Origin of the sequence: Nocardioides sp. L-11A (genome assembly GCA_029961745.1) — a bacterium.
In the GTDB taxonomy this organism is placed as follows: Bacteria; Actinomycetota; Actinomycetes; order Propionibacteriales; family Nocardioidaceae; genus Nocardioides.
This window is the reverse complement of sequence record CP124680.1, coordinates 2567953-2592486: the sequence shown is the minus strand read 5'-3', so window position 1 is coordinate 2592486 and position 24534 is coordinate 2567953. Positions and strand designations below refer to the sequence as shown.

The window sequence follows — 24534 nt, the reverse complement described above, 5'->3', positions numbered from 1 at the left end:
TGCCGCACCCGGAACCGCGGTATGTCAACAGATCCACGGTCGTCGCACGGCACGAATGCGAGGCTCAGCCCCTGGGGCGAACCAGCCGCTCGTCGGGGATGACCGCGACGCCCATGATCTCGATCAGCGCCTCCGGCTGCCACAGCGCGGTCGTGCCGATGCCGGCCATCGCCGGGTAGACCGGGCCGGCGAGCTCGCGCCACGCCCGGCCGATCTCACGCCCGTGGGCCTGATAGTCGGGGATGTCGGTGAGGAAGATGGTGATGCTCACCAGGTCCTCCGGGATGCCGCCGGCCTCGCGCACGGTCGCGAGCACGTTGCCGAACGCCTGGCGGAACTGCTCGACGATGCCGCCGGGGACGATCCGCATCTCCTTGTCGAGCGCCGTCTGACCGCCGAGGTAGAGCGTGTTGCCGCTCAGCGTGCCGTGCGAGAAGCCACTCGGCTCCGGCAGGGCGGCGGGGTTGACGGACAGCGGCATGAGGTCGGTCGGCATCGCGGTCTCCTCGAGGAGTCACAGGGAACTTCGGGCGATCGCCACCGTAGCAATCTATTGACATCACAGCAATGAACGTGTGCAGAATGAAATATCCGTTCGGCCATCTCAGCACACGCCCACCTCAGCAGAAGGAGCACCGGATGCGGCTCGCGAGCGTCACGACCCCCGACGGGGGCACGACCGCCGCCGTCCAGCACCAGGACGACCCCGACAGCCGCTGGCGCGCCCTGCCCGCCCCCGACCTCTCGGCGCTGATCGCCGCCGCGGACGCCGAGGGTGGCTGGGATCCCGCCCGGCTCGCCGACCGGGCCGGCGCGGTCGTGCCGGACGCCGTCCCGGTGCTGCCACTGCCGCGGCCGGGCAAGGTGGTCTGCTGCGGACTCAACTACGGCGAGCACATCGCGGAGACCGGGCGCGAGCTGCCGGCGTACCCGACGCTCTTCGCGAAGTTCGCCGACACCCTGACCGGACCCACCGACGACCTGCTGCTCCCCGCCGGCGTGCAGTGGGACTGGGAGGCCGAGCTCGCGGTGGTCGTCGGCCGGACCCTGCGTCGCGCCGGTCGCGACGAGGCGCTGGCCTCGATCGCGGGCTACACGGTCGCCAACGACCTCTCCGCCCGCGACTGGCAGTACCGCACCCTCCAGTGGCTGCAGGGCAAGGCCTGGGACGCCTCCACGCCCCTCGGCCCGGTCCTGGTCACCCCGGACGCGCTCGACCCGACCGCCGGCGTCGACGTGGTCTGCCGGGTCAACGACGAGGAGGTGCAGCGCGACAGCACCGCGACCCTCGTCTTCGACGCCGCGGACCTGCTCGCCTACGTCTCCACGTTCGCCACCCTGCGCCCGGGCGACCTGGTGCTCACCGGCACGCCCGGCGGCGTCGGCGTGGCCCGCGACCCACAGCGCTTCCTCGCCGACGGGGACATCCTGGAGACCGAGGTCTCCGGCATCGGCACCCTGCGCAACACCGTCCGCCTCGCCCCCGCCCCCACCGCCCTCACCTAGGAGCCCTCATGGAGCCAGACCTCAGCAAGTACGAGCTGATCGGGGACAACTCGGTCTACGCCGACGAGAGCGGCATCGTCGTCCCCGTCGTCACCCGGGCCGGCTTCGAGCCGGACCTGACCGGCCAGAGCGAGGGCGCCACCCGGGTCTCGGGCGTCAGCATCCAGCACACGCCGGCGACGCGGATCTGGTTCGGCAAGGTGCACAACCTCGCCGGCTACCGCTCGGTGCCCCACCACCACGGCGAGGCGGAGACCGGCGGCTACGTGCTGTCCGGCCGGGCCCGGATCTACTTCGGCGAGAAGTTCGAGGACTACCTCGACATGTCCGAGGGCGACTGGGTGTTCGTGCCGCCGTTCATGCCCCACGTCGAGTGCAACCTCGACCGCAACAACCCGCTCACCTGGATGACCACCCGCACCCCCGAGAACATCGTCGTCAACCTCGCCCAGGTCACCGACGGTGAGCTTCCCGACTGGACGGACCGCCCGTGAACCCGACCTCGCAGACCTTCACCGACGCCGTCACGCTCGAGGAGTGCGCCGCCGAGGTCTTCGACCACGCGTTCACGGCGACGACGCAACCCTGCCCGTGGCCGAAGGCGTACGGCGGCGACATGGTGGCCCAGGCACTCGTCGCCGCGTCCCGCACCGTGCCCGGTGGTCCCGGCGGCAAGAGCATGCACTCGATGCACTCCTACTTCATGCGTCCCGTCGACATCGGCGCGGAGGTCCGCTACGAGGTCGAGGTGCTCCGCGACGGCCGCGGCTACAGCACCCGGCAGGTGCGTGCCTTCCAGAACGGCAAGCCGGTCTACGTGTGCCTGGCGAGCTTCGCGGCCGGCGAGCCGGGCGGCTCCTTCCAGGCGCGGATGCCCGCGGGGCTGCCCGGCCCGGAGGCGCTGCCGACCTCGGCGACGTACCTCGCCGACCGCTCGGGCGGCACCATGACGCCGACCTCCAAGGACTACTGGCAGCACGGCCGCAGCTTCGACATGCGCCACGTGCCGGGCCCGGTCTACCTGACCGTCGACGGCGAGCGCACGCCGCACCAGGCCCTCTGGGTGCGCCCCTACGACGCACTGCGCGACGTCGAGGGACTGACGCCCGCGCAGCGCGACACCGCGGCGCTGGCCTACGTCTGCGACTACACGATCCTCGAGCCGGCGCTGCGGGTGCTCGGCCTGGCCTGGGCCGACGAGGGCCTGGTCACGGCGAGCCTCGACCACGCGATGTGGTTCCACCGGCCGGTCCGGATGGACGACTGGCTGCTCTACGCGCAGGAGGCCCTCTCGGTCGAGGACGGCCGAGGCACGGGGGTCGGCCGGTTCTTCACCACCGACGGCACCCTCGTCGCGAGCGTCGTCCAGGAGGGCATGATCCGCGCGGCGGTGCCGTCGTGAGCCCGCTGACCCCGTCGGGGTACGCCGACACCTTCGCCCGCGACCACCTGCCGCCGCGGGCCCAGTGGCCGGTGCTCGAGTTCACGACGCCCCAGCTGGCCTACCCGCCGCGGCTGAACGCGGCGACCGAGCTGATCGATGTCCCCGCGGCCCGGACGCCCGACCGGCCCGCGCTGCGGACCCCCGACGGCACCGTGTGGACCTACGGCGAGCTGCTGGCCCGGGCCAACCAGATCGCGCACGTGCTGGTCGACGACCTCGGCCTGGTCAGCGGCAACCGAGTGCTGCTGCGCTCCCCCAACAACCCGTGGACCGTGGCCGCCTGGCTCGGCGTGCTCAAGGCCGGCGGCATCGTGGTGACCACCATGGCGGCGCTGCGCGCCGCCGAGCTGACGCCCATCGTGGAACGGACCCGGCCGGCCGTCGCGCTGGTCGACCATCGCGTCGCCACCGACGTGTACGCCGTGCGGGATACTGCCGCGCCCGCGCTGACCGTCGTCACCTACGGCAGCGACGCCCCCGACGATCTCGACGACCTCGTGCACCGGTGCGCGGGCAAGCCGACCACCTTCACCGCCGTCGACACCGCGGCCGACGACGTGGCCCTCTTCGCGCCTACCTCCGGCACCACGGGCGTCCCCAAGATCACCACCCACTTCCATCGCGACGTGCTCTCGATCGACAACACCTTCGGGCGCGCCGTCCTCGGCCTCGGCCCCGACGATCTCGTCGCCTGCTCGGCGCCGTTGGCCTTCACCTTCGGACTCGGCATGCTCGTGGTCTTCCCCCTCCGGGCCGGCGCCTGCGCACTGCTCACCGAGGCGGCGGCGCCGACCGAGCTGGCCGACCTGGTCGCCGACCACGGCGTCACCGTGCTCGCGACCGCGCCGACGGCGTACAAGAAGATCCTCCGCTCCGAGCGCGCCGACCGGCTCGCCGGGCTGCGCGTCGCCGTCACCGCCGGCGAGCACATGCCCCGCACGACCCGCGAGGAGCTGCGCGCCGCCACCGGCCTCGACGTGGTCGACGGCATCGGCGGCACCGAGATGCTGCACATCTTCATCTCCGCGGCGGGCGCCGACATCCGGCCCGACACCGTCGGGCGCCCGGTGCCCGGCTTCCGCGCGGCGATCCTCGACCTCGACGGCAACGAGCTGGGACCCGGCGTCGAGGGCCGGCTCGCCGTGATCGGTCCCGTCGGCTGCCGCTACCTCGACGACCGGCGGCAGGCCGACTACGTCGTCGACGGCTGGAACGTCACCGGCGACACCTTCGTCCGCGACGAGGACGGCTACTTCTCCTATCGCGCGCGCACCGACAACATGATCGTCTCCTCGGGCTACAACATCGGCGGCCCGGAGGTGGAGATCGCCCTCGAGTCGCACCCGGACGTCGTCGAGACCGCGGTCGTCGGGCGTCCCGACCACGACCGAGGCGCGGTGGTGTGCGCGTTCGTCGTCCTGCGCGACGGCGTGGCCGGGGATGCGGCCAAGGCCGTCGAGCTCCAGGACCACGTCAAGAGCCTCCTGGCTCCCTTCAAGTACCCACGGGACGTGCGCTTCGTCGCGTCACTGCCCCGCAACGCCAGCGGAAAGCTGCAGCACTTCAAGCTGCGCGAGCTCCTCGGATCGGAGTCCTGACATGAAGATCGCCATCGCCGGCGGCGGGCCCGGGGGGCTCTACTTCGCCGCACTGATGAAGCAGCTCGACCCGGCCCACGAGGTGACGGTCTGGGAGCGCAACGCCCCCGAGGACACCTTCGGCTTCGGCGTCGTGTTCTCCGACGAGACCCTCGGCAGCATCGAGGGCGCCGACCAGGTCGTGCACGACCGGATGGAGGCGCGCTTCGCGCGCTGGACCGACATCGACGTGGACATCGACGGGACGTCGTACACGATCGGCGGGCAGGGCTTCGCGGCGATGAGCCGCAAGGAGCTGCTCCAGATCATGCAGGAGCGGGTCGCCGAGCTCGACGTCACCGTGCACTACCGCACCGAGGCGCCCGACGTCGACGAGCTGCGGGCGTCGTACGACCTGGTGCTGGCCGCCGACGGGCTCAACTCCACGATCCGCACCAAGCACGCCGACGTCTTCGGGCCGACGCTCGACCGCCGGCACAACAAGTACATCTGGCTCGGCACCGACCTGGTCTTCGAGGCGTTCCAGTTCTTCGTGAAGAACACCGAGTGGGGCACCATGCAGATCCACGGCTACCCCTACTCCGACCAGGGCTCGACGTTCATCGTCGAGATGCACGAGGACGTGTGGCGCCGCGCCGGCTTCGACGCCACCGAGCACGAAGTGTTCGCGCCGGGCGTGTCCGACGAGCATGCCGTCGCGCGGATCCGGGAGATCTTCGCGCGCGAGCTCCAGGGCCACGAGATCCTCACCAACAACTCCAAGTGGCTCAGCTTCCACACCGTGCGCAACGAGCGCTGGCACCACGAGAACGTCGTTCTGCTCGGCGACGCGGCGCACACCGCGCACTTCTCGATCGGCTCGGGCACCAAGCTCGCCATGGAGGACGCCCTCGCGCTGGCCGCCTGCCTCCACGAGCACCCGAGCGTCGCCGCCGCGCTGGAGGCCTACCAGGCCGAGCGCAAGCCGGTCGTGGAGTCGACCCAGCGCGCGGCCCAGGCGTCCCTGGAGTGGTTCGAGGACATCGGCCGGTACGCCGACCAGGACCCCACGACCTTCGTGTTCAACCTGCTCACCCGCTCGCGCCGGATCACCTTCGACAACCTCAAGGAGCGCGACCCCGGGTTCGCCGGCGTCGTGGAGCGTGCCTTCTCCGAGCGGTACGGCGCCGGGGACGGCGCGCCCGCGATGTTCCAGCCCGCCCGGATCGGCCCGCTGGAGCTGCCCAACCGGATCATCCTCTCTCCCATGGACATGTACTCCGCGGTCGACGGGGTGCCCGGCGAGTTCCACCTGGTCCACCTCGGCAGCAAGGCGATGGGCGGCGCGGGGCTGGTCATGACCGAGATGACCTGCGTGTCGCCGGAGGGCCGCATCACCCCCGGCTGCCCGGGCCTGTGGACCGACGAGCAGCGCGACGCGTGGGCGCGGATCACCCGCTTCGTGCACGACCGGTCGCACGCCCGGATCGGCGTCCAGATCGGCCATTCCGGCCGCAAGGGCTCGACGAAGCTGATGTGGGAGGGCATGGACGAGCCGCTCGACGAGGGCAACTGGGAGGTCATCGGCCCCTCCACGCTCGCGTACGGCCCCGACTGCCACCTGCCGCGGGAGGCGACCCGGGCCGACCTCGACCAGGTGGTGGCCGACTTCGTCGCCACCGCGCGCCGGGCCGTCGAGGCGGGCTTCGACCTGGTCGAGGTGCACGCCGCCCACGGCTATCTGCTCTCGTCCTTCCTCTCGCCGGTCTCCAACCGCCGCACCGACGAGTACGGCGGCTCGCTGGCGAACCGGCTGCGCTTCCCGCTGGAGGTCTTCGACGCCGTGCGCGCCGTCGTACCGGAGTCGATCCCGGTCACCGTGCGGATCTCCGCGCACGACTGGCTGCCCGACGGCAACACCGACGACGACGCGGTCGAGATCGCCCGTGCGTTCGTCGAGCACGGCGCGGCCGCCATCGACGTGTCGTCCGGGCAGATCAGCAAGGACGAGCGGCCGGCGTTCGGCCGGTCCTACCAGACCCCCTTCGCCGACCGGATCCGGCACGAGGTCGCGGCCCCCGCCGGGGTCGCCGTGATCGCGGTCGGTGCCATCTCGTCGTACGACGACGTCAACTCGATCCTGCTCGCCGGGCGCGCCGACCTGTGCGCGCTGGGGCGCACGCACCTCTACGACCCGCAGTGGACGCTGCACGCCGCGGTCGAGCAGGACTACCAGGGACCGGCCGTGCGGTGGCCCGACCCGTGGAAGGCCGGGCGCCGCCGGCCGCCGACGTCGCGCACCGACAAGATCCCGCCCCGGCTCGAGCTGCTGCGCGACGGCGGCGACGATCTCGTGCACGTGCGCTGGACGCCATGACGGTGAGCGGCACCCACCACGGCCGGGTGGAGTGGATCGACACCGACGCCGCCGGCATCCACCACAACACCGCGATCGTCCGGTACGTCGAGTCCGCGGAGGCCACGCTCGTCCGCGACCTCGGCCTCGACGGCTACTTCCCCGTGGCGCCACGGGTCCGCTACGAGGTCGACTTCGAGGCCCCGCTGCGCTTCGGCGACGAGGTCGCCGCGACGGTGCGGGTGGAGCGGGTGGGCCGCTCCTCCCTCACCCTCGGCTTCGAGGTGTGGGGCGGGCCCGCGGGCACGCCAGCGGTCCGGGTCGCGCGGGGTCGCTACGTCACGGTGCACCTCGACCCCGTCGCCGGGACGGCGGCCGCCTGGCCGGACGCCTGGCGCGCCGCTCTGGGTGCCGACACCTGAGCGGGCGCGTCGGGCACAATGCTCCCGATGAGCACCACGGAACCGGCCCCGACCGAGGCCCGCGGGCGCGGTTCCCGGACCGTGGTCGTGAGCTTCCTGGGCGCCGTCGTGCGCCGGATGGGCAACTGGATGCCCATCGGCGGCAGCATCGACCTGCTCGGCCCGCTCGGCCTCGACGGACCGTCGGTGCGGACCGCCGTCTTCCGGCTCAAGAAGCGCGGCTGGCTCGAGTCCGAGAGCCGTGGCGGGAGTCGCGGCTACGCACTCACCCCCGAGGCGCTGCGCTCCCTCGCCGCCGGTGACGAGGTGATCTGGCACAGCCGGCAGTCCGCGGCCCTCGAGGACGGCTGGTGCATCGTCAACTTCTCCGTCCCCGAGGCGGAGCGCAGCAAACGCCAGCAGTTGCGCGCCCATCTCTCCTCGCTCGGGTTCGGCAACGTCGGCACCGCCATGTGGATCGCCCCGGCCCGGATGCAGGCGGCGGCCGAGCGCGCCATCTCCGAGCTCGGCCTGGCCCGCTACAGCGCGGTCTTCGTCGGCGACCACGTGGCCGGTCAGGACCTCGCCTCGCTGCTCTACGAGAGCTGGGACCTCACCGGCATCGACGCGCGCTATCGCGCGTTCATCGACGAGTTCGGGCCGGTCGCCGATGAGATCGACGCCAGCGGAGTCGTCGACCCGCAACGCGCCTTCACGACCTACCTCACCGCGGTGGACGGCTGGCGCCGGCTCCCCTACCGCGACCCTGGCCTGCCCCGCGAGCTGCTCAGCCCGGACTGGAGCGGACCGGACGCCGCCGCGCTCTTCGAGCGCCTCGTGGCGACCCTGGAGGGCCGTGCGCTGGCCCATGCCGCGCGCCACTGGCCCGTCTCCTGAGAACCTCCCGCGGTTCGCGGATGACGCCCGCGCATTCCGGATAGTGGCGGCCGCCGCCGCTGCCTAGTGTCCCGGTCCACGCGATGTGACGTGCGTCGCAGCGAGGAGCGGAGGACCACCCATGACCGACCTGACCGGCCGGACCGCGATCGTCACCGGCGGCGCCACCCTGCTGGCCCACGGCGTGATCGGTGCCCTGGCCACGGCCGGCGCCCGCGTCGTCGTGGCCGACATCGACGAGGCCGGCGGCACCGCCGCCGAGAAGCTGGGCGACGAGGTCCGGTTCGTCCGGACCGACATCACCGACGACGCCGCGGTCGCGGACCTCGTGGCCGCCACCGTCGAGGGCTTCGGCGGCATCGACATCGTGGTCAATCTCGCCGCGACCTACCTCGACGAGGGCTTCGCGACCAACCGGGCCGACTGGCTCACCGCGCTGAACGTCAACCTGGTCAGCATCGTCGAGGTCGTCCGCGCGGCGTACCCGCACCTGCAGGCCAGCGAGCACGCGGCGGTCGTGAACTTCACCTCGATCTCCAGCAAGGTCGCCCAGACGGGGCGCTGGGTCTACCCCGCCTCCAAGGCGGCGATCGTCCAGCTCACCCGGTCGATGGCCACCGACCTCGCCGGCGACGGCATCCGGGTCAACTCGGTCAGCCCGGGCTGGACCTGGTCGAAGATCATGGACGACCTGTCGGGCAGCGACCGCGCCAAGACCGACCGCGTGGCCGCGCCCTTCCACCTGACCGGCCGGGTCGGTGACGGCGCCGAGATCGGCGAGATCGTCGCCTTCCTCGCCTCGGACGCCGCCTCGATCGTCACCGGCGCCGACTGGGCCGCCGACGGCGGCTACTCCGCGCTCGGCCCCGAGCAGACCGTCCCCGCCATCCCGCAGCTCACCGAGTGAGGACCCCTCCCATGAAGATCGCCATCGTCGGCGCCGGCTTCGCCGGCCTCTCCTCCGCCAAGGTGCTGCGTCAACTCGGGCACGACGTCGTCGTCTTCGAGAAGACCCCGGACGTCGGAGGCGTGTGGAGCGCCACCCGCCGCTACCCCGGCCTGAAGACCCAGAACAACAAGGGGACCTATGCGCTGTCCGACCAGCCGATGCCCAAGGGCTACCCCGAGTGGCCCTCGGGCGAGCAGGTGCAGAGCTACCTCACGTCGTACGCCGAGCGGTTCGGGCTCACGCCGTACCTGCGGCTGGGCACCGAGGTCGAGCTGGCCAACCCGGCCGACGGCGGCGGTTGGGACGTCACCACGGCCTCCGGCACCGAGCACTACGACCACCTGGTGCTGGCCAGCGGCATCTTCTCCCGCCCGTTCATCCCGCCGTTCGAGAACCTCGACCTGTTCGAGAAGCTCGGCGGCGAGGTGATGGCGGCCAGCGACTGGCACGAGCTCGACCAGGTGCGCGACAAGCACACCGTCGTCGTCGGCTACGGCAAGTCGGCGTGCGACATCACCGTGGAGATCTCCAAGGTCGCCGCGTCGACCACCGTCGTGGCGCGCGAGCTGCTCTGGAAGATGCCGCGCAAGGTCAAGGGCGTCCTCAACTACAAGTACCTGATGCTCACCCGGATGGGCGAGGGTCTGTTCCGCTACCGCTCGGTGGCCGGCCCGGAGCGCCTGCTCCACGCCCGGGACTCGGCGATGGCCAACGGCATGCTCGGCAGCGTCGAGAAGGTCACCACCAAGCAGCTCGGGCTCGAGGCCCTCGGGCTGGTGCCCGAGGGCCAGTTCTCCGACATCGCCCGCTCCACGGTGTCCCTGGCCTCCGAGGGCTTCTTCGAGGGCGTCAGCGAGGGCCGGATCGACGTCCAGCGCGACACGATCATCGAGCGCTTCGTCGAGCAGGACGGCAAGCCGTTCGCCGAGCTCAGCAACGGCTCGATCATCCCGGTCGACGTCGTCGTCGCGGCGACGGGCTGGTCCCAGGACCTGCCCTTCCTCCCCCAGGAGGTCATGGACAAGCTGACCGACGAGAACGGCGACTACCTGCTCTACCGGCAGATCCACCCGATCTACCTGCCCGACCTGAGCTTCGCCGGCTACAACTCGTCGTTCTTCTCACCGCTCTCGGCCGAGGTGTCGGCGATCTGGATCGGCTCGATGCTCGGCGGCAACCACACGCTCCCCAGCAGGACGCAGATGCACGTTGCCGTGCGGGACCGGCTCACCTGGATGCGGGAGCGCACCCAGGGCCAGCACGCCCGCGGCACCAACATCATCCCGTTCTCGGTGCACAACATCGACGAGGTGCTCTCGGACGTCGGCCTCAACGTCGGCCCGCTCACCCGGGCCCGCCAGTGGCTGCTGCCGATCAACCCGAGCAACTACCGCAGGATCACGCCGCGGCTGGCCCGCCGGCTCGGCGTGACGGCCTCATGAGCCGCCACTACGACACGATCGTCGTCGGCGCCGGGATCAACGCGCTCGTCGCCGCGGCCGAGCTCGCCGGCGCCGGCTGGCAGGTCGCGGTGGTCGAGGAGCGGGACCGGCTCGGCGGCTTCATCGCCTCCGACGAGCTGACCGCGCCCGGCTTCGTGCACGACACGTTCAGCTCGTGGCACCCGCTCTTCGTCGCGGGCGGCGGCTACGCCACCCTCGGCGCGGACCTGCACCGGCACGGCCTGGTCTACCGCAACGCCGAGGGACCGGTCACCGCGTCGGTCTCCGAGCGGGGCACCGTGATCGCCGACCGCGACCCGGAGAAGACGGCGGTCGACTTCGCCCACGCCGCCGACGCCCGCGCCTACGCCGAGCTGCTGGGCCAGCTCGACCAGTGGGCCCCGCACGTGTTCGGTGCGCTCGGCTCCGAGCTGCGCACCGGCGACCTCGCCCGCCTCGGGTACGGCGCCGTGCGCGGTCTCGGCCGGGACGGCCTGACCGAGCTGATGCGGGTCTCGACCCAGTCCGGCCGCGGCCTGGTCCGCGAGCGCTTCGCCGGCTTCGAGGTCGACCAACTCTGGTCGCCCTGGCTGCTGCACGCCGGCCTCGCCCCCGACCAGGCCACCGGCGGGCTGATGCTGCCGGTGATGGCGTTCACCATGCACGCGATCGGACTGCCGGTCGTCGAGGGTGGGGCGCGCAACTTCGTCGCCGCGTTCGCCGGACTGCTCGCCGAGCGCGGGGTCGACGTCCTGCTCGACACCAGTGTCGACCGGATCGTGGTCCGCGACGGGCGGGCCGTGGCCGTCGAGGCCGGTGGGGAGCGGCTGGTCGCCGGGCGCGCGGTGCTCGCGTCGACGTCGACCGGGCGGCTCTACCAGCAGCTCCTCGCCCCCGACGCGGTGACCGACGCCGGCCGGCAGGCCGTCTCCCGGCATCGGCCGGGGCGTGCGGCCACGCAGATCCACCTCGCGCTCGACCGCCCCGTCCGCTGGAGCGACAGCCGCCTCGACGCCGTACCCCTGATCCATGTCGGCAACGGCGCCGACAGCACCGCGATCGCCTGCGCCCAGGCCGAGGCCGGGCTGCTGCCCTCGGCACCCACCGTGGTGGTCGGCCAGCAGTGCGTGCTCGACCCGACCCGCGCGCCCGAGGGGCAGGCCACGCTGTGGCTGCAGCTCCAGGAGGTGCCGTGGGCACCGGGCGGCGACGCCGCCGGCGAGATCGACGTCAGCGACGGGTGGAGCGCCGAGGTCGCCGACGCCTACACCGACCGGGTCCTGGCCCGCGTAGCCGAGCACGCGCCCGGCCTGGCCGACAGCGTCATCGGCCGCCACGTCATCTCCCCCACCGCCCTCAGCGCCGCCAACGCCAACGCCGTGCACGGCGACCCCTACGGCGGCGCCGCTGAGCTCGACCAGTCGCTCCTGTGGCGCCCCGGCACGGGCACCGGTCACCGCACCGGCGTGGCCGGGCTCTTCCACATCGGGGCGTTCACCCACCCCGGCCCCGGCCTCGGCGGCGGCTCCGGCCACCTCGTCGCCCAGCAGCTCCTCACCCCTCGCGGCCTGCGCCGCCTCCCCGAAAGGTTCCGCCGATGACCACCGCCCCCAGCACCACGACCAGCAGCACCGCCCTCGACGGCCTGCTCACCGCGCTCGCGACCGGCGCCGCGGCCGTCGTCGACCTGACCGCGCCGCTCTCGTCCGAGACGCCGATCCTCCAGCTGCCCGAGCCGTTCGCCAACACGATCCCGCTCTCGCTGGAGAAGGTCAGCGACTTCGACGCCGACGGCCCGTTCTGGGGCTGGCACAACATCCACACCGGCGAGCACACCGGCACCCACCTCGACGCCCCGACCCACTGGGCCACCGGTCGCGACGGCGCCTCGGTCGACCAGATCGCGCCGGGCCGCCTGGTCGGTCCTGCTGTCGTCATGGACTTCACCGCCGAGGCCGAGGCCGACCCCGACCTGCTGCTCGGTCCCGAGCACTTCGAGGCGTACGTCGCCGAGCACGGCCCGCTGCCCGAGGGCGCCTGGCTGCTCTTCCGCACCGGCTGGAGCACGTACAGCCGCGACGCCGTCGCCTTCGCCAACGCCGACGAGAACGGCCCGCACACGCCGGGCGTCTCGGCCGCGGGCGCGCAGTGGCTCGCCGCGTCGTCGATCAGCGGCTTCGGCGTCGAGACCGTCGGCATCGACGCCGGCCAGGCCGGCGGCCTGGAGCCGCCGTTCCCGGTGCACCACTTCCTGCTCGGCGCCGACAAGTACGGCCTGACCCAGCTGCAGAACCTCGACCGGCTGCCCCGCACCGGCGCGGTGATCATCGTCGCGCCGCTCCCGATCGTCGGTGGCACGGGCTCCCCCGCCCGCGCCCTCGCGATCGTCCCGAACTGAAGGTGAGGGCCCGATGGCCGAGCGGTCCTTCGCCGACGAGGTGCTCAAGCTGCGCGCCGGGCAGGGCACGTCCTTCTCCGGCGAGGGCATCCTCGCCGTCACCAAGGCCCTGCTGCAGTCCGGGGTGGCCTACGTCGGCGGCTACCAGGGCGCGCCGATCTCGCACCTCATGGACGTGCTCGGCGACGCGCACGAGATTCTGGAGGAGCTCGGGGTCTACTTCGAGAACAGCGCCTCCGAGGCCACCGCGGCGGCGATGCTCGCCGCGTCGGTGAACTACCCGCTGCGCGGCGCGATCACGTTCAAGTCGACGGTCGGCACCAACGTCGCCTCGGACGCGCTCGCCAACCTCGCCAGCGGCGGGGTGACCGGCGGGGCACTCGTCATCGTCGGCGAGGACTACGGCGAGGGCTCGAGCATCATGCAGGAGCGCTCGCACGCCTTCGCCATGAAGTCGCAGATGTGGCTGCTCGACCCGCGCCCCAACATCAGCGCCATCGTGGACGCCGTCGAGGCGGGCTTCGAGCTCTCCGAGGCGAGCAGCACCCCGGTCATGCTCCAGCTCCGGCTGCGCTCCTGCCACCTCTACGGCACGTTCACCGCCAAGGACAACAAGCGCCCGCCGATGACGGTGACCGAGGCGATCGAGAACCCCGCGCGCCAGCTCGACCGGATCGTGCTGCCGCCGGCCAGCTTCCTGCACGAGAAGGAGAAGATCGAGAACCGCTGGCCCGCCGCGGTCGAGTTCATCAAGAGCCGCGGCCTCAACGAGGTGCTCGGCCCCGACGAGTCAGGCACCTCCGATGTCGGCATCATCGTCCAGGGCGGCGTCTACAACACGCTCAACCGGGCGATGGAGCTGCTCGGCTGCTCTGACGCCTTCGGCAACACCCAGGTGCCGATCTACGTCATGAACGTGACCTACCCGGTCGTCGACGACGAGATCCTCGACTTCTGTGCCGACAAGCGCGCCGTGCTGCTCGTCGAGGAGGGCCAGCCCGACTACATCGAGCAGAACCTCAACGCCATCCTGCGCCGGGCCGGCTCCCCGGTGGCGCTGCACGGCAAGGACCTGCTCCCGGTCGCCGGCGAGTACACCGCGACCGCGGTCACCCGCGGCCTCGACGCCTTCCTGCAGAAGTACGTGCCGGACGTCGTGCGGAGCAGCCCCTCGCTGCTCATGCCCGAGGACGACCCGCGCAGCCCCTTCGCGACCCGCGTGGACGCGGCCGTCGTACGGCCTCGGCCGCCGGGGCTGTGCACCGGCTGCCCGGAGCGGCCGATCTTCAGCGCGCTCAAGCTGGCCGAGAAGGAGACCGGCAAGCAGCACCACGTGAGCGCCGACATCGGCTGCCACCTGTTCGCGATCAACGAGCCGTTCAACCTCGGCGCCACCACGATGGGCTACGGCCTGGGCTCGGCGGGTGCCGCGGCGCTCAACTCCAAGGACGCCGACCGCCGCACGATCGCGGTGATGGGCGACGGCGGCTTCTGGCACAACGGCCTGACCAGCGGCGTCGGCAACGCGGTCTTCAACCAGAACGACCAGCTGCTGCTCGTCGTCGACAACGCCTACAGCGCGGCCACCGGTGGCCAGGACGTGCTCTCCTCCCAGGCCGACAGCGTGCTGCGCTCGACCAAGCACCCGATCGAGAAGGCCGTGCGCGGGGTCGGCGTCAACTGGGTCAGGACGGTCAGCAACACCTACAAGATCGGCGCCCTGCGCGACGTCTTCGTCAAGGCGCTGACCACCAAGGAGGCCGGCCCCAAGGTCGTCGTCGCGCAGAGCGAGTGCCAGCTCAACCGGCAGCGCCGGGTCAAGCCCCAGCGCGCCAAGGCGATCAAGGAGGGCAAGCGGGTCGTCAAGGAGCGCTTCGGCGTCGACGCCGACACCTGCACCGGCGACCACGCGTGCATCCGCGTCTCCGGCTGTCCCTCGCTGACGATCAAGGCCAACCCCGACCCGATGCGCACCGACCCGGTCGCCACCGTGCTCGACTCCTGCGTCGGGTGCGGGGTGTGTGGCGCCAACGCGCACGCGGCGTCCCTGTGCCCGTCCTTCTACCGGACCGACCTGGTCTACAACCCGACCTGGCGCGACCGCCTGCTGAGCCGGATGCGCGGCGGCTGGATCGGCCTTCTCACGTCCGGCGTCGAGCGCCGGGCCGCACGCTACGAGGTGAGTCCCTGATGTCCGCTCCCAGCAGCTGGTCCGCGGGCCGGCGGCCGATCACGATCGCGATCCTGGCGATGGGCGGCGAGGGCGGCGGCGTCCTGGCCGACTGGATCGTCGCGGTCGGCGAGAAGGCCGGCTACCACGCGCAGAACACGTCCGTGGCCGGCGTCGCGCAGCGCACCGGCGCGACCGTCTATTACGTCGAGCTCTACCCACCCTCGGTCGGCGAGCAGCCCGCCGGCGTCCGTACCGAGCCGGTGCTGAGCCTGTTCCCCACGCCCGGCGAGGTCGACGTCGTCATCGCCTCCGAGCTGATGGAGGCCGGTCGCGCCGTCCAGCGCGGGTTCGCCACCCCCGACCGGACCACGCTCATCGCCTCGACCAACCGGGTCTACTCGATGGACGAGCGGCTCGCGCTCGGCGACGGCCGGGTCGACAGCTTCGGCCTGCTGGAGGCGGCGCACGCCGGCTCCCGCAGGCTCATCGCGGCCGACTTCATGAAGCTCGCCGAGGACGCCCGCAGCGTGATCAGCGCCGCCCTCTTCGGCGCCCTGGCCGGCTCCGGCGAACTGCCCTTCGAGCGCGCCGCCTTCGAAGACGCCATCCGCGCCTCCGGCAAGGGCGTCGACGCCTCGCTCGCCGCCTTCGCCTCCGGGTACGACGCCGCCGGCCGCCCGGCGCCCGTCCCGCTGCCGGAGCCCGCCCCGGCTGCCCCGGGGTCCGGCCCGGTCCCGATCACCATCGGCCGGCGCCGTCCGGTCGACCCGGCCGAGGAGGCCGCCGCCGAGGAGGAGCGCCGCCGCGACGAGATCGCCCGGACCCGCCCCGGCCACCTCGTCGGCCCGCACCTGCAGCCCCAGGCCTCCCGGGTCGCGAACGCCTTCCCGGTCGCCGCCCGCTCGATGCTGCTGCACGGCTGCGTCCGCACGGCCGTCTACCAGGACCCGGCGTACGCCGACCGCTACCTCACCCGCGTCGCGCGGCTGGCCGCCGTCGACCCGGACGCCGAGGGTGAGGCCGCCCTGACCACCGAGGCGGCCCGCCACGTCGGGCTCTGGATGACCTACCAGGACACCATCCACGTCGCGCAGCAGAAGATCCGCCGGCGCCGGATCGAGGGCGTACGCGCCGAGGCCAAGGCCGCGCCGGGCCAGCTGGTCGACGTGCGCGAGTACCTCCACCCGCAGGTCCAGGAGATCACCGACACCCTGCCCACGCGCCTGGGCCGCTGGCTGGCCGGCTCGTCCCTCTTCGCCACGATCGTCGGCAAGGTCACCCGCAACGGCATCGTGGTCAACACCACCGGCATCATCGGCTTCACCCTGCTCTGGATGATGGCCCGGTTCCGCCCCCTCCGCCCTCGCTCGCTCCGCTTCGGCCGCGAGCAGGTCGCCATCGACGCCTGGCTCGACCGGGCCGTCGAGGCCGCCGCCACCGACGCCGACCTGGCCCGCGAGATCATCGAGTGCCAGCGCGTGCTCAAGGGCTACGGCGCCACCCACCACCACGGCCAGGAGAGCTTCGGGCTGCTCATGGCGGCCGTCGACACGCTCGCCGGCCGACCCGACGCCACGGCCGCGCTGGCCGGACTCCGCGCGGCCGCCCTCGCCGACGAGGACGGCACCGCACTGGGGATCGCGCTCAGCGCACTCCCCAGGAGTACGTCTGCTTGCGGAGCTTGAGGTAGACGAGGGTCTCGGTCGACAGGACGCCGGGGATGGTGCGGATCCGGCTCGAGATGATCTCCAGCAGGTGCGCGTCGCTCTCGCAGACGACCTCGGCCAGCAGGTCGAAGGAGCCTGCGGTGATGACGACGTAGTCGACCTCCTTCACCTCCGCGAGGGCGTCGGCGATCGGCTCGAGCTCGCCGGTCGCGCGGATGCCGATCATCGCCTGGCGCGCGAAGCCGATCTCGGTCGGATCGGTGACCGCGACGACCTGCATCACGCCGCTGTCGACCAGCCGCTGCACCCGCTGGCGCACCGCGGCCTCGGACAGACCGACCGCCTTGCCGATGGCGGCGTACGAGCGCCGGCCGTCCTCCTGGAGCTCGGCGATGATCGCCTTCGAGACGTCGTCGAGGGGCGTCGGCTTCGGCTTGGACACGGCTCCGATCCTAAGCAAGTGCGGATTTCGTTGCAATCACCTAACTTCCCTTCGGAATCGCTTGTCATGTGACCTATGTCATGTCACGATCGCCTGGTTCCGTTCCTGGGAGGAGGCGATCGGTGGTTTCTGCCCGTCTGAGTCGCAGAGCGGCGCTCCGCGGGGGTGCCGGGCTCCTGGTCGGCGGCGCCAGTCTCGGCGTCCTCCCCCTGTTCGGCACGCCCGACCGCAAGCAGGATCCCGCCTCCTGCCGGACCCGCGACCTGTCCGCCTCGGACCGGCAGCTCGTCGTCTCGAACTGGCCGGGCTATATCGATGAGGACGACGGTGACTACCTCTCGACGCTCACCGAGTTCCAGGAGCGCACGGGGATCCAGGTCAGCTACACCGCCGACGTCAACGACAACCTGGAGTTCTTCGCGAAGGTCGTCAACCAGCTCGGCTCCTGCCAGTCGTCGAAGCGCGACCTGTTCATGCTCACCGACTGGATGGCGGCGCGGATGATCCAGGTCGGTTGGATCCAGCCCCTGGACGCCGCGAAGGTCCCCAACCTGCACACCAACCTGATCGACTCGCTCCAGGGCGTCGGGTGGGATCCCGAGCGCACCTACTCGGCACCGTGGCAGAGCGGCCTGACCGGCATCGCCTACAACAGGTCGAAGGTCGACGAGGTCCGCTCCTTCGAGGAGCTGCTCTCCCGCGACGACCTGCGCGGACGGATCTCGCTGCTGACCGAGATGCGCGACACGATGGGCCTGATCATGCTGGCGCAGGGCGCCGACCCGGCCGACTTCAGCCAGGACGACTGGGACAACGCGATCGATCGGCTGCGCAAGGCCCGCAACGACGGCCAGATCCGAGCGTTCACCGGCAACGACTACATCCAGGATCTCTCGGCCGGCAACATCCTGGCCTGCGAGGCCTGGTCGGGCGACGTCGCGGCGGCGGAGAACGAGGACCTGGTCTTCGTCTCGCCCGAGGAGGGCCAGATGATCTGGTCCGACAACATGCTGGTGCCCAATCTCGCCACCCACCAGGGCAACGCCGAGGAGTGGATCAACTACTACTACGAGCCCGAGGTGGCCGCGAAGCTCGCGGCGTACGTCTGGTACATCTGCCCGGTCAAGGGCGCCCAGGAGGCGATGGAGAAGGTCGACCCGAGCCTCGTCGACAACCAGCTGATCTTCCCCTCCGCCGAGTCACTGAAGACGATGCACTCGTTCATGGCACTCGAGGAGTTCCAGATCCGCGCCTACGAAGGAGATTTCGCCGATGTCATTGGCGGCTGACAGCGGGGGCCGGAGTCTTCGGCTCGCCGCGCTCACCAAGGAGTTCGCCACCTTCACGGCCGTGCGCTCCCTCGACCTGGAGATCCCCGCGGGCACCTTCTTCGCCCTCCTCGGCCCGTCCGGCTGCGGCAAGACGACCACGCTGCGGATGGTGGCCGGCCTCGAGACGCCGACCTCCGGCACGATCCACCTCGGCGACAGCGAGATCACCTACGAGAAGCCGTACCGGCGGCCGGTCAACACCGTCTTCCAGAACTACGCGCTCTTCCCCCATCTCGACATCCACGAGAACGTCGCCTTCGGGCTGCGCCGCCGCAAGGTCAAGGACGTCGACCAGCAGGTACGGGAGATGCTCGCGCTGGTCGAGCTCGAGGCCCAGGCCCGCAAGAAGCCGCCGCAGATGTCGGGCGGCCAGCAGCAGCGGGTCGCGCTGGCACGGGCCCTCATCAACCGTCCCGAGGTGCTCCTGCTCGACGAGCCGCTCGGCGCGCTGGACCTCAAGCTGCGCCGCTCGATGCAGATCGAGCTCAAGCGGATCCAGACCGAGGTCGGCCTCACCTTCGTGCACGTCACGCACGACCAGGAGGAGGCGATGACGATGGCCGACACCATCGCGGTGATGAACGGCGGCCTCATCGAGCAGCTCGGATCCCCCGCGGAGCTCTACGAGAACCCGCGCACCACCTTCGTCGCCAACTTCCTCGGGCAGTCCAACCTGATCCCCGGCACCGTGACCAGCGCCGAGGGCGACGTCGTCCGGGTGGACATGCACGGCACCCAGGTCTCGATCCCCGCCGACCGCGCCCACGTGCACAGCGGCGCGGGCTGGGTCGGCATCCGCCCCGAGAAGGTGCTGGTCGCCCCCGTCGGCGAGCCGATCGACGCGCCCGGCAACCACATGACCGGCGGCGTGATCACCGACGTCAGCTTCGTCGGCGTCAGCACGCAGTACCTCGTGATGATGCCGTGGGGCCAGGAGCTGATGTCCTTCGAGCAGAACACCGGCCGGCGCGCCGTCCTCGCGACGGGCACGAAGGTGGACGTCTCCTGGCGACCGGAGTTCGCCTTCCTGCTGCCGGCCAGCCAGGACGTCAACGCCGGCGTCGTCGAGGAGTCCTGATGCGGCGCGGGCGGTTCACCGGCTACTGGCTGATGCTGCCGGCGGGCCTGTGGCTCGCCCTCTTCTTCGTCATCCCGTTCTACTCGCTGCTCGCGACCAGCCTGTTCGACCCGCAGGGCTCGGTGCTGACGGGCTACGACGTCGACTACCGGTTCGCGAACTTCGTCGACGCGCTCCAGCAGTTCTGGGAGCCCCTGGTCCGGTCGCTGTGGTACGCCGCGGTCGCCACCGCGATCTGCCTGGTGCTGGGCTACGTCCTCGCCTACGCGATCGCGTTCAAGGCCGGAAGGTGGCGCACCCTGCTGCTGGTCCTGGTGATCGCCCCGTTCTTCACCAGCTTCCTGGTCCGCACGCTGTCCTGGAAGCTGATCCTGGCCGACGACGGGTTCGTGGTCGACACTCTGCAGTTCCTGCAGATCCTCGGCGACGACGGGCGGCTCCTCGCGACGCCGGTCGCGGTGATCGCCGGGCTCGTCTACAACTTCCTGCCGTTCATGGTGCTGCCGCTCTACGCCAGCCTGGAGAAGATCGACGGGCGGCTGATCGAGGCCGCCGGCGACCTCTACGCCTCGCCGACCCGCGGCTTCCTCAAGGTGACCCTGCCGCTCTCCAAGCCGGGGGTCGTGGCGGGCACCCTGCTCACCTTCATCCCGGCGGCCGGCGACTACATCAACGCCGCGCTGCTGGGCAGCCCCAACCAGCGCATGGTGGGCAATGTCATCCAGAACCTGTTCACCAGCACCGGCGACTACGCCACCGCCGGAGCGCTGTCGGTGATCCTGATGGTGATCATCGTCGCGATGGTCATGCTCTACATCCGCACGGCCGGGACGGAGGAGCTGGTATGACGGGACTGCAGCGGGCCGGGCGATGGATCGGCGAGCACCTCGTGCTGGCGGCCGGTCTGCTCGTGCTGGTCTACATGTTCGTGCCGATCGCCGTCGTGATGCTGATGAGCTTCAACGACAACAGCGAGTCGCGCAACGTCTATGCGTTCCGGGACTTCACCTGGAGCAACTGGGCCAACCCCTGCCGACCCGACGGCATGTGCGAGGCGGTGGTCCGCAGCATCGAGATCGGGCTGCTCGCGACCCTCGTGGCGACCATCCTGGGCAGCCTGGCCGCCTTCGCGCTGGTCCGCCACGACTTCCTCGGCCGCTCGGTCGCCAACACGGTGATCTTCCTGCCGATGGCCTCACCCGAGATCGTGATGGGCTCCTCGCTGCTCGCCCTGTTCGTCGCCGGCGGATTCGGCGGCCGATTGGGCTTCGTGACGATCTTCATCGCGCACGTGATGTTCTGCCTGTCCTTCGTCATCGTGACGGTGAAGGCCCGACTGTCCGGGCTGGACCAGAATCTCGAGCAGGCCGCGATGGACCTCTACGCCAGCGAGTGGACGACCTTCTGGCGGGTGACCTTCCCGCTGGTGTTCCCCGGTGTCGCCGCCGCGGCGCTGCTGAGCTTCTCGCTGTCCTTCGACGACTTCATCATCACCAACCTCAACGCGGGCCAGACCGTCACCTTCCCGATGTTCGTGTGGGGCGTCGCGCAGCGTGGCATCCCGATGCAGGTCAACGTGGTCGGGACCGTGATGTTCCTGATCTCGCTGTTCCTCGTCGTCGGCAACATGCTGGTCACCCGCAAGCGGGCTGCAGTCTGACGTTGAGTTGCCGCTAACTCACCGTTGAGTTTCCCCTTTCTCGTCATTGAGTGCCCGTCTCCTTGCGAGTCGGGCAGCTCGCACGTCAGGACGCGGCAGCTCAACGGTGGGGAAGGGGCAACTCAACGACGAGGAAGGGGCAACTCAACGGTGAGTTAGCGGCAACTCAACGACGAAGCGGCGGCCCGGGTTCCCCACCTCCCGGACCGCCGCTGGATGCGGTGGTTGCTGCCGAGCGTCCCCGGTTGCTACAGCAGCCCTGCCGCCTCGGTGAGGACCGCGCGGAGCTTCTGCTCGATCTCGTCGAAGTGCTCCTGGCCGCAGATCAGCGGCGGGGAGAGCTGGATGACCGGGTCGCCGCGGTCGTCGGCGCGGCAGTAGAGGCCGGCGTCGTAGAGCGCCTTGGAGAGGAAGCCGCGCAGCAGCCGCTCGGACTCCTCCTCGTCGAAGGTCTCCTTGGTGGCCTTGTCCTTGACCAGCTCGATGCCGTAGAAGTACCCGTCGCCGCGCACGTCGCCGACGATCGGCAGGTCGAGCAGCCGCTCCAGGGTGCCCCGGAAGGCTCCCTCGTTCTCGCGCACGCCCTCGAGGACCTTCTCGTCCTCGAAGATCTCGAAGTTCTTCAGCGCCACGGCCGTGGAGACCGGGTGCCCACCGAAGGTGTAGCCGTGCAGGAAGGTCTCCGTGCCGTGGGCGAAGGGCTCGTAGACCCGGTCGCTGGCGATCATCGCACCCAGCGGCGCGTAGCCGGAGGTGATGCCCTTCGCCGAGGTGATGATGTCGGGCTGGTAGCCGTAGCGCTCGGCGCCGAACATGTGGCCCAGCCGGCCGTAGGCGCAGATCACCTCGTCGGAGACCAGCAGGACGTCGTACTGGTCGCAGATCTCGCGCACCCGCTGGAAGTAGCCCGGCGGCGGCGGGAAGCAGCCACCGGCATTCTGCACCGGCTCGAGGAAGACGGCCGCGACGGTCTCGGGGCCCTCGTTCTCGATGGCGACGGCGATCTGGTCGGCGGCCCAGCGGCCGAACACCTCCGGGTCGACGGCGCCGTCGGCGCCCTCCAGGAACGAGGGAGCGCGGTAGATGTTGGTGTTGGGCACCCGGAAGGTCGAGGGCACCAGCGGCTCGAACGGCGCCTTGAGCCCCGGGAGGCCGGTGATCGACAGGGCGCCCTGGGTCGTGCCGTGGTAGGCGATGGAGCGGCTGATCACCTTGTGCTTCATCGGCTTGCCGACCAGCTTGAAGTAGTTCTTGGCGAGCTTCCACGCCGACTCGACGGCCTCGCCGCCGCCGGAGGTGAAGAAGACCCGGTTGAGGTCGCCCGGCGCGTGCCCGGCGATCTTCGCGGCCAGCTCGATCGCCGTCGGGTGGGCGTAGGACCACAGCGGGAAGAACGCGAGCTCCGCGGCCTGTTTCGCGGCGGCCTCGGCGAGGTCGGTGCGGCCGTGGCCCAGCTGGCTGACGAAGAGTCCGCCGAGGGCGTCGAGGTACTTGCGGCCGTGGGCGTCCCACACGTAGGCGCCGTCACCGCGGACGATGACCGGCACCTCCGCGGTGTCGTACGACGACATGCGGGTGAAGTGCATCCACAGGTGATCCCGGGCGGACTGCTGGAGGGCGTCGTGCGTCGTTGTGTCTACCACCCCTCCATCTTGGCCCTTCACCTCAGAAACAGCAAGTGAATCAGTTGTGATCTGAGCAAATCGCAACGGATTTCGTTGCATCGGGCTTTCGCGGCGACGACATGGTGACTACGCTCGCCAGCCATGACCCCCCTGCGCAACGTCATCGACGGCGCGTCCGTCGACGCCGCCTCCGGAGCCACCTACGACATCGTCAACCCCGCGACCGGCCGTGCCTACGCGACCGCACCCGCCAGCGGCGCCGAGGACGTCGACCGGGCGATGCGGGCCGCCGAGCGCGCTTTCGAGGCGTGGGGTGACACCACCCCCAAGGAGCGGCAGGAGGCACTGCTGCGCATCGCCCAGGCGCTGGAGGACCGTGCCGACGAGTTCGTCCGCGTGGAGTCCGAGAACACCGGCAAGCCGCTCGGTCTGACCGCCGACGAGGAGCTGCCGCCGAGCGTCGACGAGTTCCGCTTCTTCGCCGGTGCGGCCCGCGTCCTCGAGGGGCGCAGCGCGGGCGAGTACCTCAAGGACCACACCTCCTGGGTACGGCGCGAGCCGATCGGGGTGGTCGCCCAGGTGACCCCGTGGAACTACCCGCTGATGATGGCGATCTGGAAGATCGCGCCCGCCCTCGCCGCCGGCAACACCGTGGTCCTCAAGCCGAGCGACACGACGCCCGCCAGCACGGTCCGGCTGGCCGAGCTGGCCGCGGAAATCCTGCCGCCCGGCGTGCTCAACGTCGTGTGCGGCGACCGCGACACCGGCCGCGCCCTGATCGAGCACCGTACGCCGCAGCTGGTCGCGATCACCGGCTCGGTGCGGGCCGGCATCGAGGTCGCCGGGGCCGCGGCGACCGATCTCAAGCGGGTGCACCTGGAGCTGGGCGGCAAGGCGCCGGTCGTGGTGTTCGACGACGCCGACGTCGCGGCGGCCGCGGAGGCGATCGCGACCGCCGGCTACTTCAACGCCGGCCAGGACTGCACGGCCGCTACCCGGGTGCTCGCCGCCGGGGGCATCCACGACGAGCTGGTGGCCGCACTCGCCGAGCAGGCCCGCGCCGCCCGCACCGGGCTCCCCGACGACCCCGACATCCTCTACGGCGCGCTCAACAACCCCGACCAGCTCGCCCGCGTCGCCGGGATGGTCGACCGGCTGCCCGACCACGCCCGGATCGAGGCCGGCGGCACCCGGCCCACGGTCACCGGCGGCGAGGGTGGCTACTACTACGACCCGACGGTCGTCTCCGGGCTCCGCCAGGACGACGAGGTGGTCCAGGACGAGATCTTCGGCCCGGTCATCACCGTGCAGCACTTCGCCGACGAGGCGGAGGCGGTACGCAACGCCAACGACGTGCGCTATGGCCTGTCGTCGAGCGTGTGGACCAGCGACCACGGCCGCGCGATGCGGATGTCGCGCCGGCTCGACTTCGGCGTGGTCTGGATCAACACCCACATCCCCTTCGTCTCCGAGATGCCGCACGGCGGCTTCAAGCACTCCGGCTACGGCAAGGACCTGTCCATGTACGGCCTGGAGGACTACACGCGCATCAAGCACGTGATGTCCTACACGGGGGCGTGATCCGGCG

General features: G+C 71.1%; 21 protein-coding genes. 18 read left to right on the top strand and 3 right to left on the bottom strand.

Features of this window, described 5'->3' with window-relative positions:
• Positions 1 to 64 precede the first annotated feature (64 nt).
• The gene (locus QJ852_12295; GenBank protein ID WGX99199.1) at positions 65 to 496 is read right to left on the bottom strand and encodes a RidA family protein; all 432 of its coding nucleotides are present in this window, start codon (positions 494 to 496) and stop codon (positions 65 to 67) included.
• Positions 497 to 639: 143 nt separating this feature from the next.
• Here QJ852_12295 and QJ852_12290 point away from each other — a divergent pair, with 143 nt between their 5' ends.
• The 13 genes from QJ852_12290 to QJ852_12230 all read left to right on the top strand — a co-directional run bounded on the left by QJ852_12290 (position 640) and on the right by QJ852_12230 (position 16828).
• Positions 640 to 1506: a fumarylacetoacetate hydrolase family protein gene (locus QJ852_12290; protein ID WGX99198.1), complete on the top strand. Its 867-nt coding sequence runs from the start codon at positions 640 to 642 to the stop codon at positions 1504 to 1506.
• 8 nt (positions 1507 to 1514) lie between these two features.
• Complete coding sequence (locus QJ852_12285) at positions 1515 to 2000, top strand: cupin domain-containing protein (protein WGX99197.1); 486 nt, start codon at positions 1515 to 1517, stop codon at positions 1998 to 2000.
• A complete protein-coding gene (locus QJ852_12280; protein ID WGX99196.1) occupies positions 1997 to 2908 on the top strand; it encodes a thioesterase family protein in 912 nt (303 codons plus the stop codon). Before QJ852_12285 ends, QJ852_12280 begins: the two co-directional genes overlap by 4 nt.
• Positions 2905 to 4548 (top strand): AMP-binding protein, encoded by a 1644-nt coding sequence (locus tag QJ852_12275; GenBank protein WGX99195.1) that lies wholly within the window; start codon positions 2905 to 2907, stop codon positions 4546 to 4548. Before QJ852_12280 ends, QJ852_12275 begins: the two co-directional genes overlap by 4 nt.
• A gap of 1 nt (position 4549) precedes the next feature.
• Positions 4550 to 6904, top strand: a complete 2355-nt coding sequence (locus QJ852_12270; protein ID WGX99194.1) for a bifunctional salicylyl-CoA 5-hydroxylase/oxidoreductase — start codon at positions 4550 to 4552, stop codon at positions 6902 to 6904.
• Positions 6901 to 7305, top strand: coding sequence for a thioesterase family protein (locus QJ852_12265; protein ID WGX99193.1), 405 nt, complete (start codon positions 6901 to 6903; stop codon positions 7303 to 7305). The genes QJ852_12270 and QJ852_12265 overlap by 4 nt, the downstream gene beginning before the upstream one ends.
• A 27-nt stretch (positions 7306 to 7332) precedes the next feature.
• Positions 7333 to 8181 carry a PaaX family transcriptional regulator C-terminal domain-containing protein gene (locus QJ852_12260; protein WGX99192.1) on the top strand — a complete coding sequence of 283 codons (849 nt, stop codon included), beginning with the start codon at positions 7333 to 7335 and terminating at the stop codon, positions 8179 to 8181.
• 121 nt (positions 8182 to 8302) lie between these two features.
• Complete coding sequence (locus QJ852_12255; GenBank protein ID WGX99191.1) at positions 8303 to 9088, top strand: SDR family oxidoreductase; 786 nt, start codon at positions 8303 to 8305, stop codon at positions 9086 to 9088.
• Between the two features lie 11 nt (positions 9089 to 9099).
• A complete protein-coding gene (locus QJ852_12250; GenBank protein WGX99190.1) occupies positions 9100 to 10572 on the top strand; it encodes an NAD(P)/FAD-dependent oxidoreductase in 1473 nt (490 codons plus the stop codon).
• The gene (locus QJ852_12245) at positions 10569 to 12173 is read left to right on the top strand and encodes an NAD(P)/FAD-dependent oxidoreductase (protein WGX99189.1); all 1605 of its coding nucleotides are present in this window, start codon (positions 10569 to 10571) and stop codon (positions 12171 to 12173) included. The genes QJ852_12250 and QJ852_12245 overlap by 4 nt, the downstream gene beginning before the upstream one ends.
• Complete coding sequence (locus QJ852_12240; protein ID WGX99188.1) at positions 12170 to 12970, top strand: cyclase family protein; 801 nt, start codon at positions 12170 to 12172, stop codon at positions 12968 to 12970. The genes QJ852_12245 and QJ852_12240 overlap by 4 nt, the downstream gene beginning before the upstream one ends.
• A 13-nt stretch (positions 12971 to 12983) precedes the next feature.
• On the top strand, positions 12984 to 15161 hold the full coding sequence (locus tag QJ852_12235; protein WGX99187.1) for an indolepyruvate ferredoxin oxidoreductase subunit alpha: 2178 nt from the start codon (positions 12984 to 12986) through the stop codon (positions 15159 to 15161).
• A complete protein-coding gene (locus QJ852_12230; GenBank protein ID WGX99186.1) occupies positions 15161 to 16828 on the top strand; it encodes an indolepyruvate oxidoreductase subunit beta family protein in 1668 nt (555 codons plus the stop codon). Before QJ852_12235 ends, QJ852_12230 begins: the two co-directional genes overlap by 1 nt.
• Here the strand turns inward: QJ852_12230 and QJ852_12225 are convergent.
• On the bottom strand, positions 16788 to 17252 hold the full coding sequence (locus QJ852_12225; GenBank protein WGX99185.1) for an Lrp/AsnC family transcriptional regulator: 465 nt from the start codon (positions 17250 to 17252) through the stop codon (positions 16788 to 16790). The two genes, QJ852_12230 and QJ852_12225, sit on opposite strands and share 41 nt — an antisense overlap.
• 122 nt (positions 17253 to 17374) lie before the next feature.
• Between QJ852_12225 and QJ852_12220 the strand changes: the two genes are divergently transcribed.
• The 4 genes from QJ852_12220 to QJ852_12205 are packed head-to-tail and all read left to right on the top strand — an operon-like array spanning position 17375 to position 21321.
• Entirely contained in the window at positions 17375 to 18541 is a 1167-nt protein-coding gene (locus QJ852_12220) for a spermidine/putrescine ABC transporter substrate-binding protein (protein WGX99184.1), read from the top strand.
• Positions 18525 to 19661, top strand: a complete 1137-nt coding sequence (locus QJ852_12215; GenBank protein ID WGX99183.1) for an ABC transporter ATP-binding protein — start codon at positions 18525 to 18527, stop codon at positions 19659 to 19661. The genes QJ852_12220 and QJ852_12215 overlap by 17 nt, the downstream gene beginning before the upstream one ends.
• On the top strand, positions 19661 to 20509 hold the full coding sequence (locus QJ852_12210) for an ABC transporter permease (protein ID WGX99182.1): 849 nt from the start codon (positions 19661 to 19663) through the stop codon (positions 20507 to 20509). The genes QJ852_12215 and QJ852_12210 overlap by 1 nt, the downstream gene beginning before the upstream one ends.
• On the top strand, positions 20506 to 21321 hold the full coding sequence (locus QJ852_12205; GenBank protein ID WGX99181.1) for an ABC transporter permease: 816 nt from the start codon (positions 20506 to 20508) through the stop codon (positions 21319 to 21321). The genes QJ852_12210 and QJ852_12205 overlap by 4 nt, the downstream gene beginning before the upstream one ends.
• 248 nt (positions 21322 to 21569) lie before the next feature.
• Here the strand turns inward: QJ852_12205 and QJ852_12200 are convergent, their stop codons facing one another.
• On the bottom strand, positions 21570 to 22964 hold the full coding sequence (locus tag QJ852_12200) for an aspartate aminotransferase family protein (GenBank protein WGX99180.1): 1395 nt from the start codon (positions 22962 to 22964) through the stop codon (positions 21570 to 21572).
• Between the two features lie 123 nt (positions 22965 to 23087).
• Between QJ852_12200 and QJ852_12195 the strand changes: the two genes are divergently transcribed.
• Positions 23088 to 24527 carry an aminobutyraldehyde dehydrogenase gene (locus tag QJ852_12195; GenBank protein ID WGX99179.1) on the top strand — a complete coding sequence of 480 codons (1440 nt, stop codon included), beginning with the start codon at positions 23088 to 23090 and terminating at the stop codon, positions 24525 to 24527.
• Positions 24528 to 24534: the final 7 nt, after the last annotated feature.

Bases quoted from the DNA above. Each gene is read 5' to 3' on its own strand.
- QJ852_12295 (WGX99199.1), bottom strand. From the start codon at position 496: ATGCCGACCGACCTCATGCCGCTGTCCGTCAACCCCGCCGCCCTGCCG.
- QJ852_12290 (WGX99198.1), top strand. From the start codon at position 640: ATGCGGCTCGCGAGCGTCACGACCCCCGACGGGGGCACGACCGCCGCC.
- QJ852_12285 (WGX99197.1), top strand. From the start codon at position 1,515: ATGGAGCCAGACCTCAGCAAGTACGAGCTGATCGGGGACAACTCGGTC.
- QJ852_12270 (WGX99194.1), top strand. From the start codon at position 4,550: ATGAAGATCGCCATCGCCGGCGGCGGGCCCGGGGGGCTCTACTTCGCC.
- QJ852_12265 (WGX99193.1), top strand. From the start codon at position 6,901: ATGACGGTGAGCGGCACCCACCACGGCCGGGTGGAGTGGATCGACACC.
- QJ852_12260 (WGX99192.1), top strand. From the start codon at position 7,333: ATGAGCACCACGGAACCGGCCCCGACCGAGGCCCGCGGGCGCGGTTCC.
- QJ852_12255 (WGX99191.1), top strand. From the start codon at position 8,303: ATGACCGACCTGACCGGCCGGACCGCGATCGTCACCGGCGGCGCCACC.
- QJ852_12250 (WGX99190.1), top strand. From the start codon at position 9,100: ATGAAGATCGCCATCGTCGGCGCCGGCTTCGCCGGCCTCTCCTCCGCC.
- QJ852_12245 (WGX99189.1), top strand. From the start codon at position 10,569: ATGAGCCGCCACTACGACACGATCGTCGTCGGCGCCGGGATCAACGCG.
- QJ852_12240 (WGX99188.1), top strand. From the start codon at position 12,170: ATGACCACCGCCCCCAGCACCACGACCAGCAGCACCGCCCTCGACGGC.
- QJ852_12235 (WGX99187.1), top strand. From the start codon at position 12,984: ATGGCCGAGCGGTCCTTCGCCGACGAGGTGCTCAAGCTGCGCGCCGGG.
- QJ852_12230 (WGX99186.1), top strand. From the start codon at position 15,161: ATGTCCGCTCCCAGCAGCTGGTCCGCGGGCCGGCGGCCGATCACGATC.
- QJ852_12215 (WGX99183.1), top strand. From the start codon at position 18,525: ATGTCATTGGCGGCTGACAGCGGGGGCCGGAGTCTTCGGCTCGCCGCG.
- QJ852_12210 (WGX99182.1), top strand. From the start codon at position 19,661: ATGCGGCGCGGGCGGTTCACCGGCTACTGGCTGATGCTGCCGGCGGGC.
- QJ852_12205 (WGX99181.1), top strand. From the start codon at position 20,506: ATGACGGGACTGCAGCGGGCCGGGCGATGGATCGGCGAGCACCTCGTG.
- QJ852_12195 (WGX99179.1), top strand. From the start codon at position 23,088: ATGACCCCCCTGCGCAACGTCATCGACGGCGCGTCCGTCGACGCCGCC.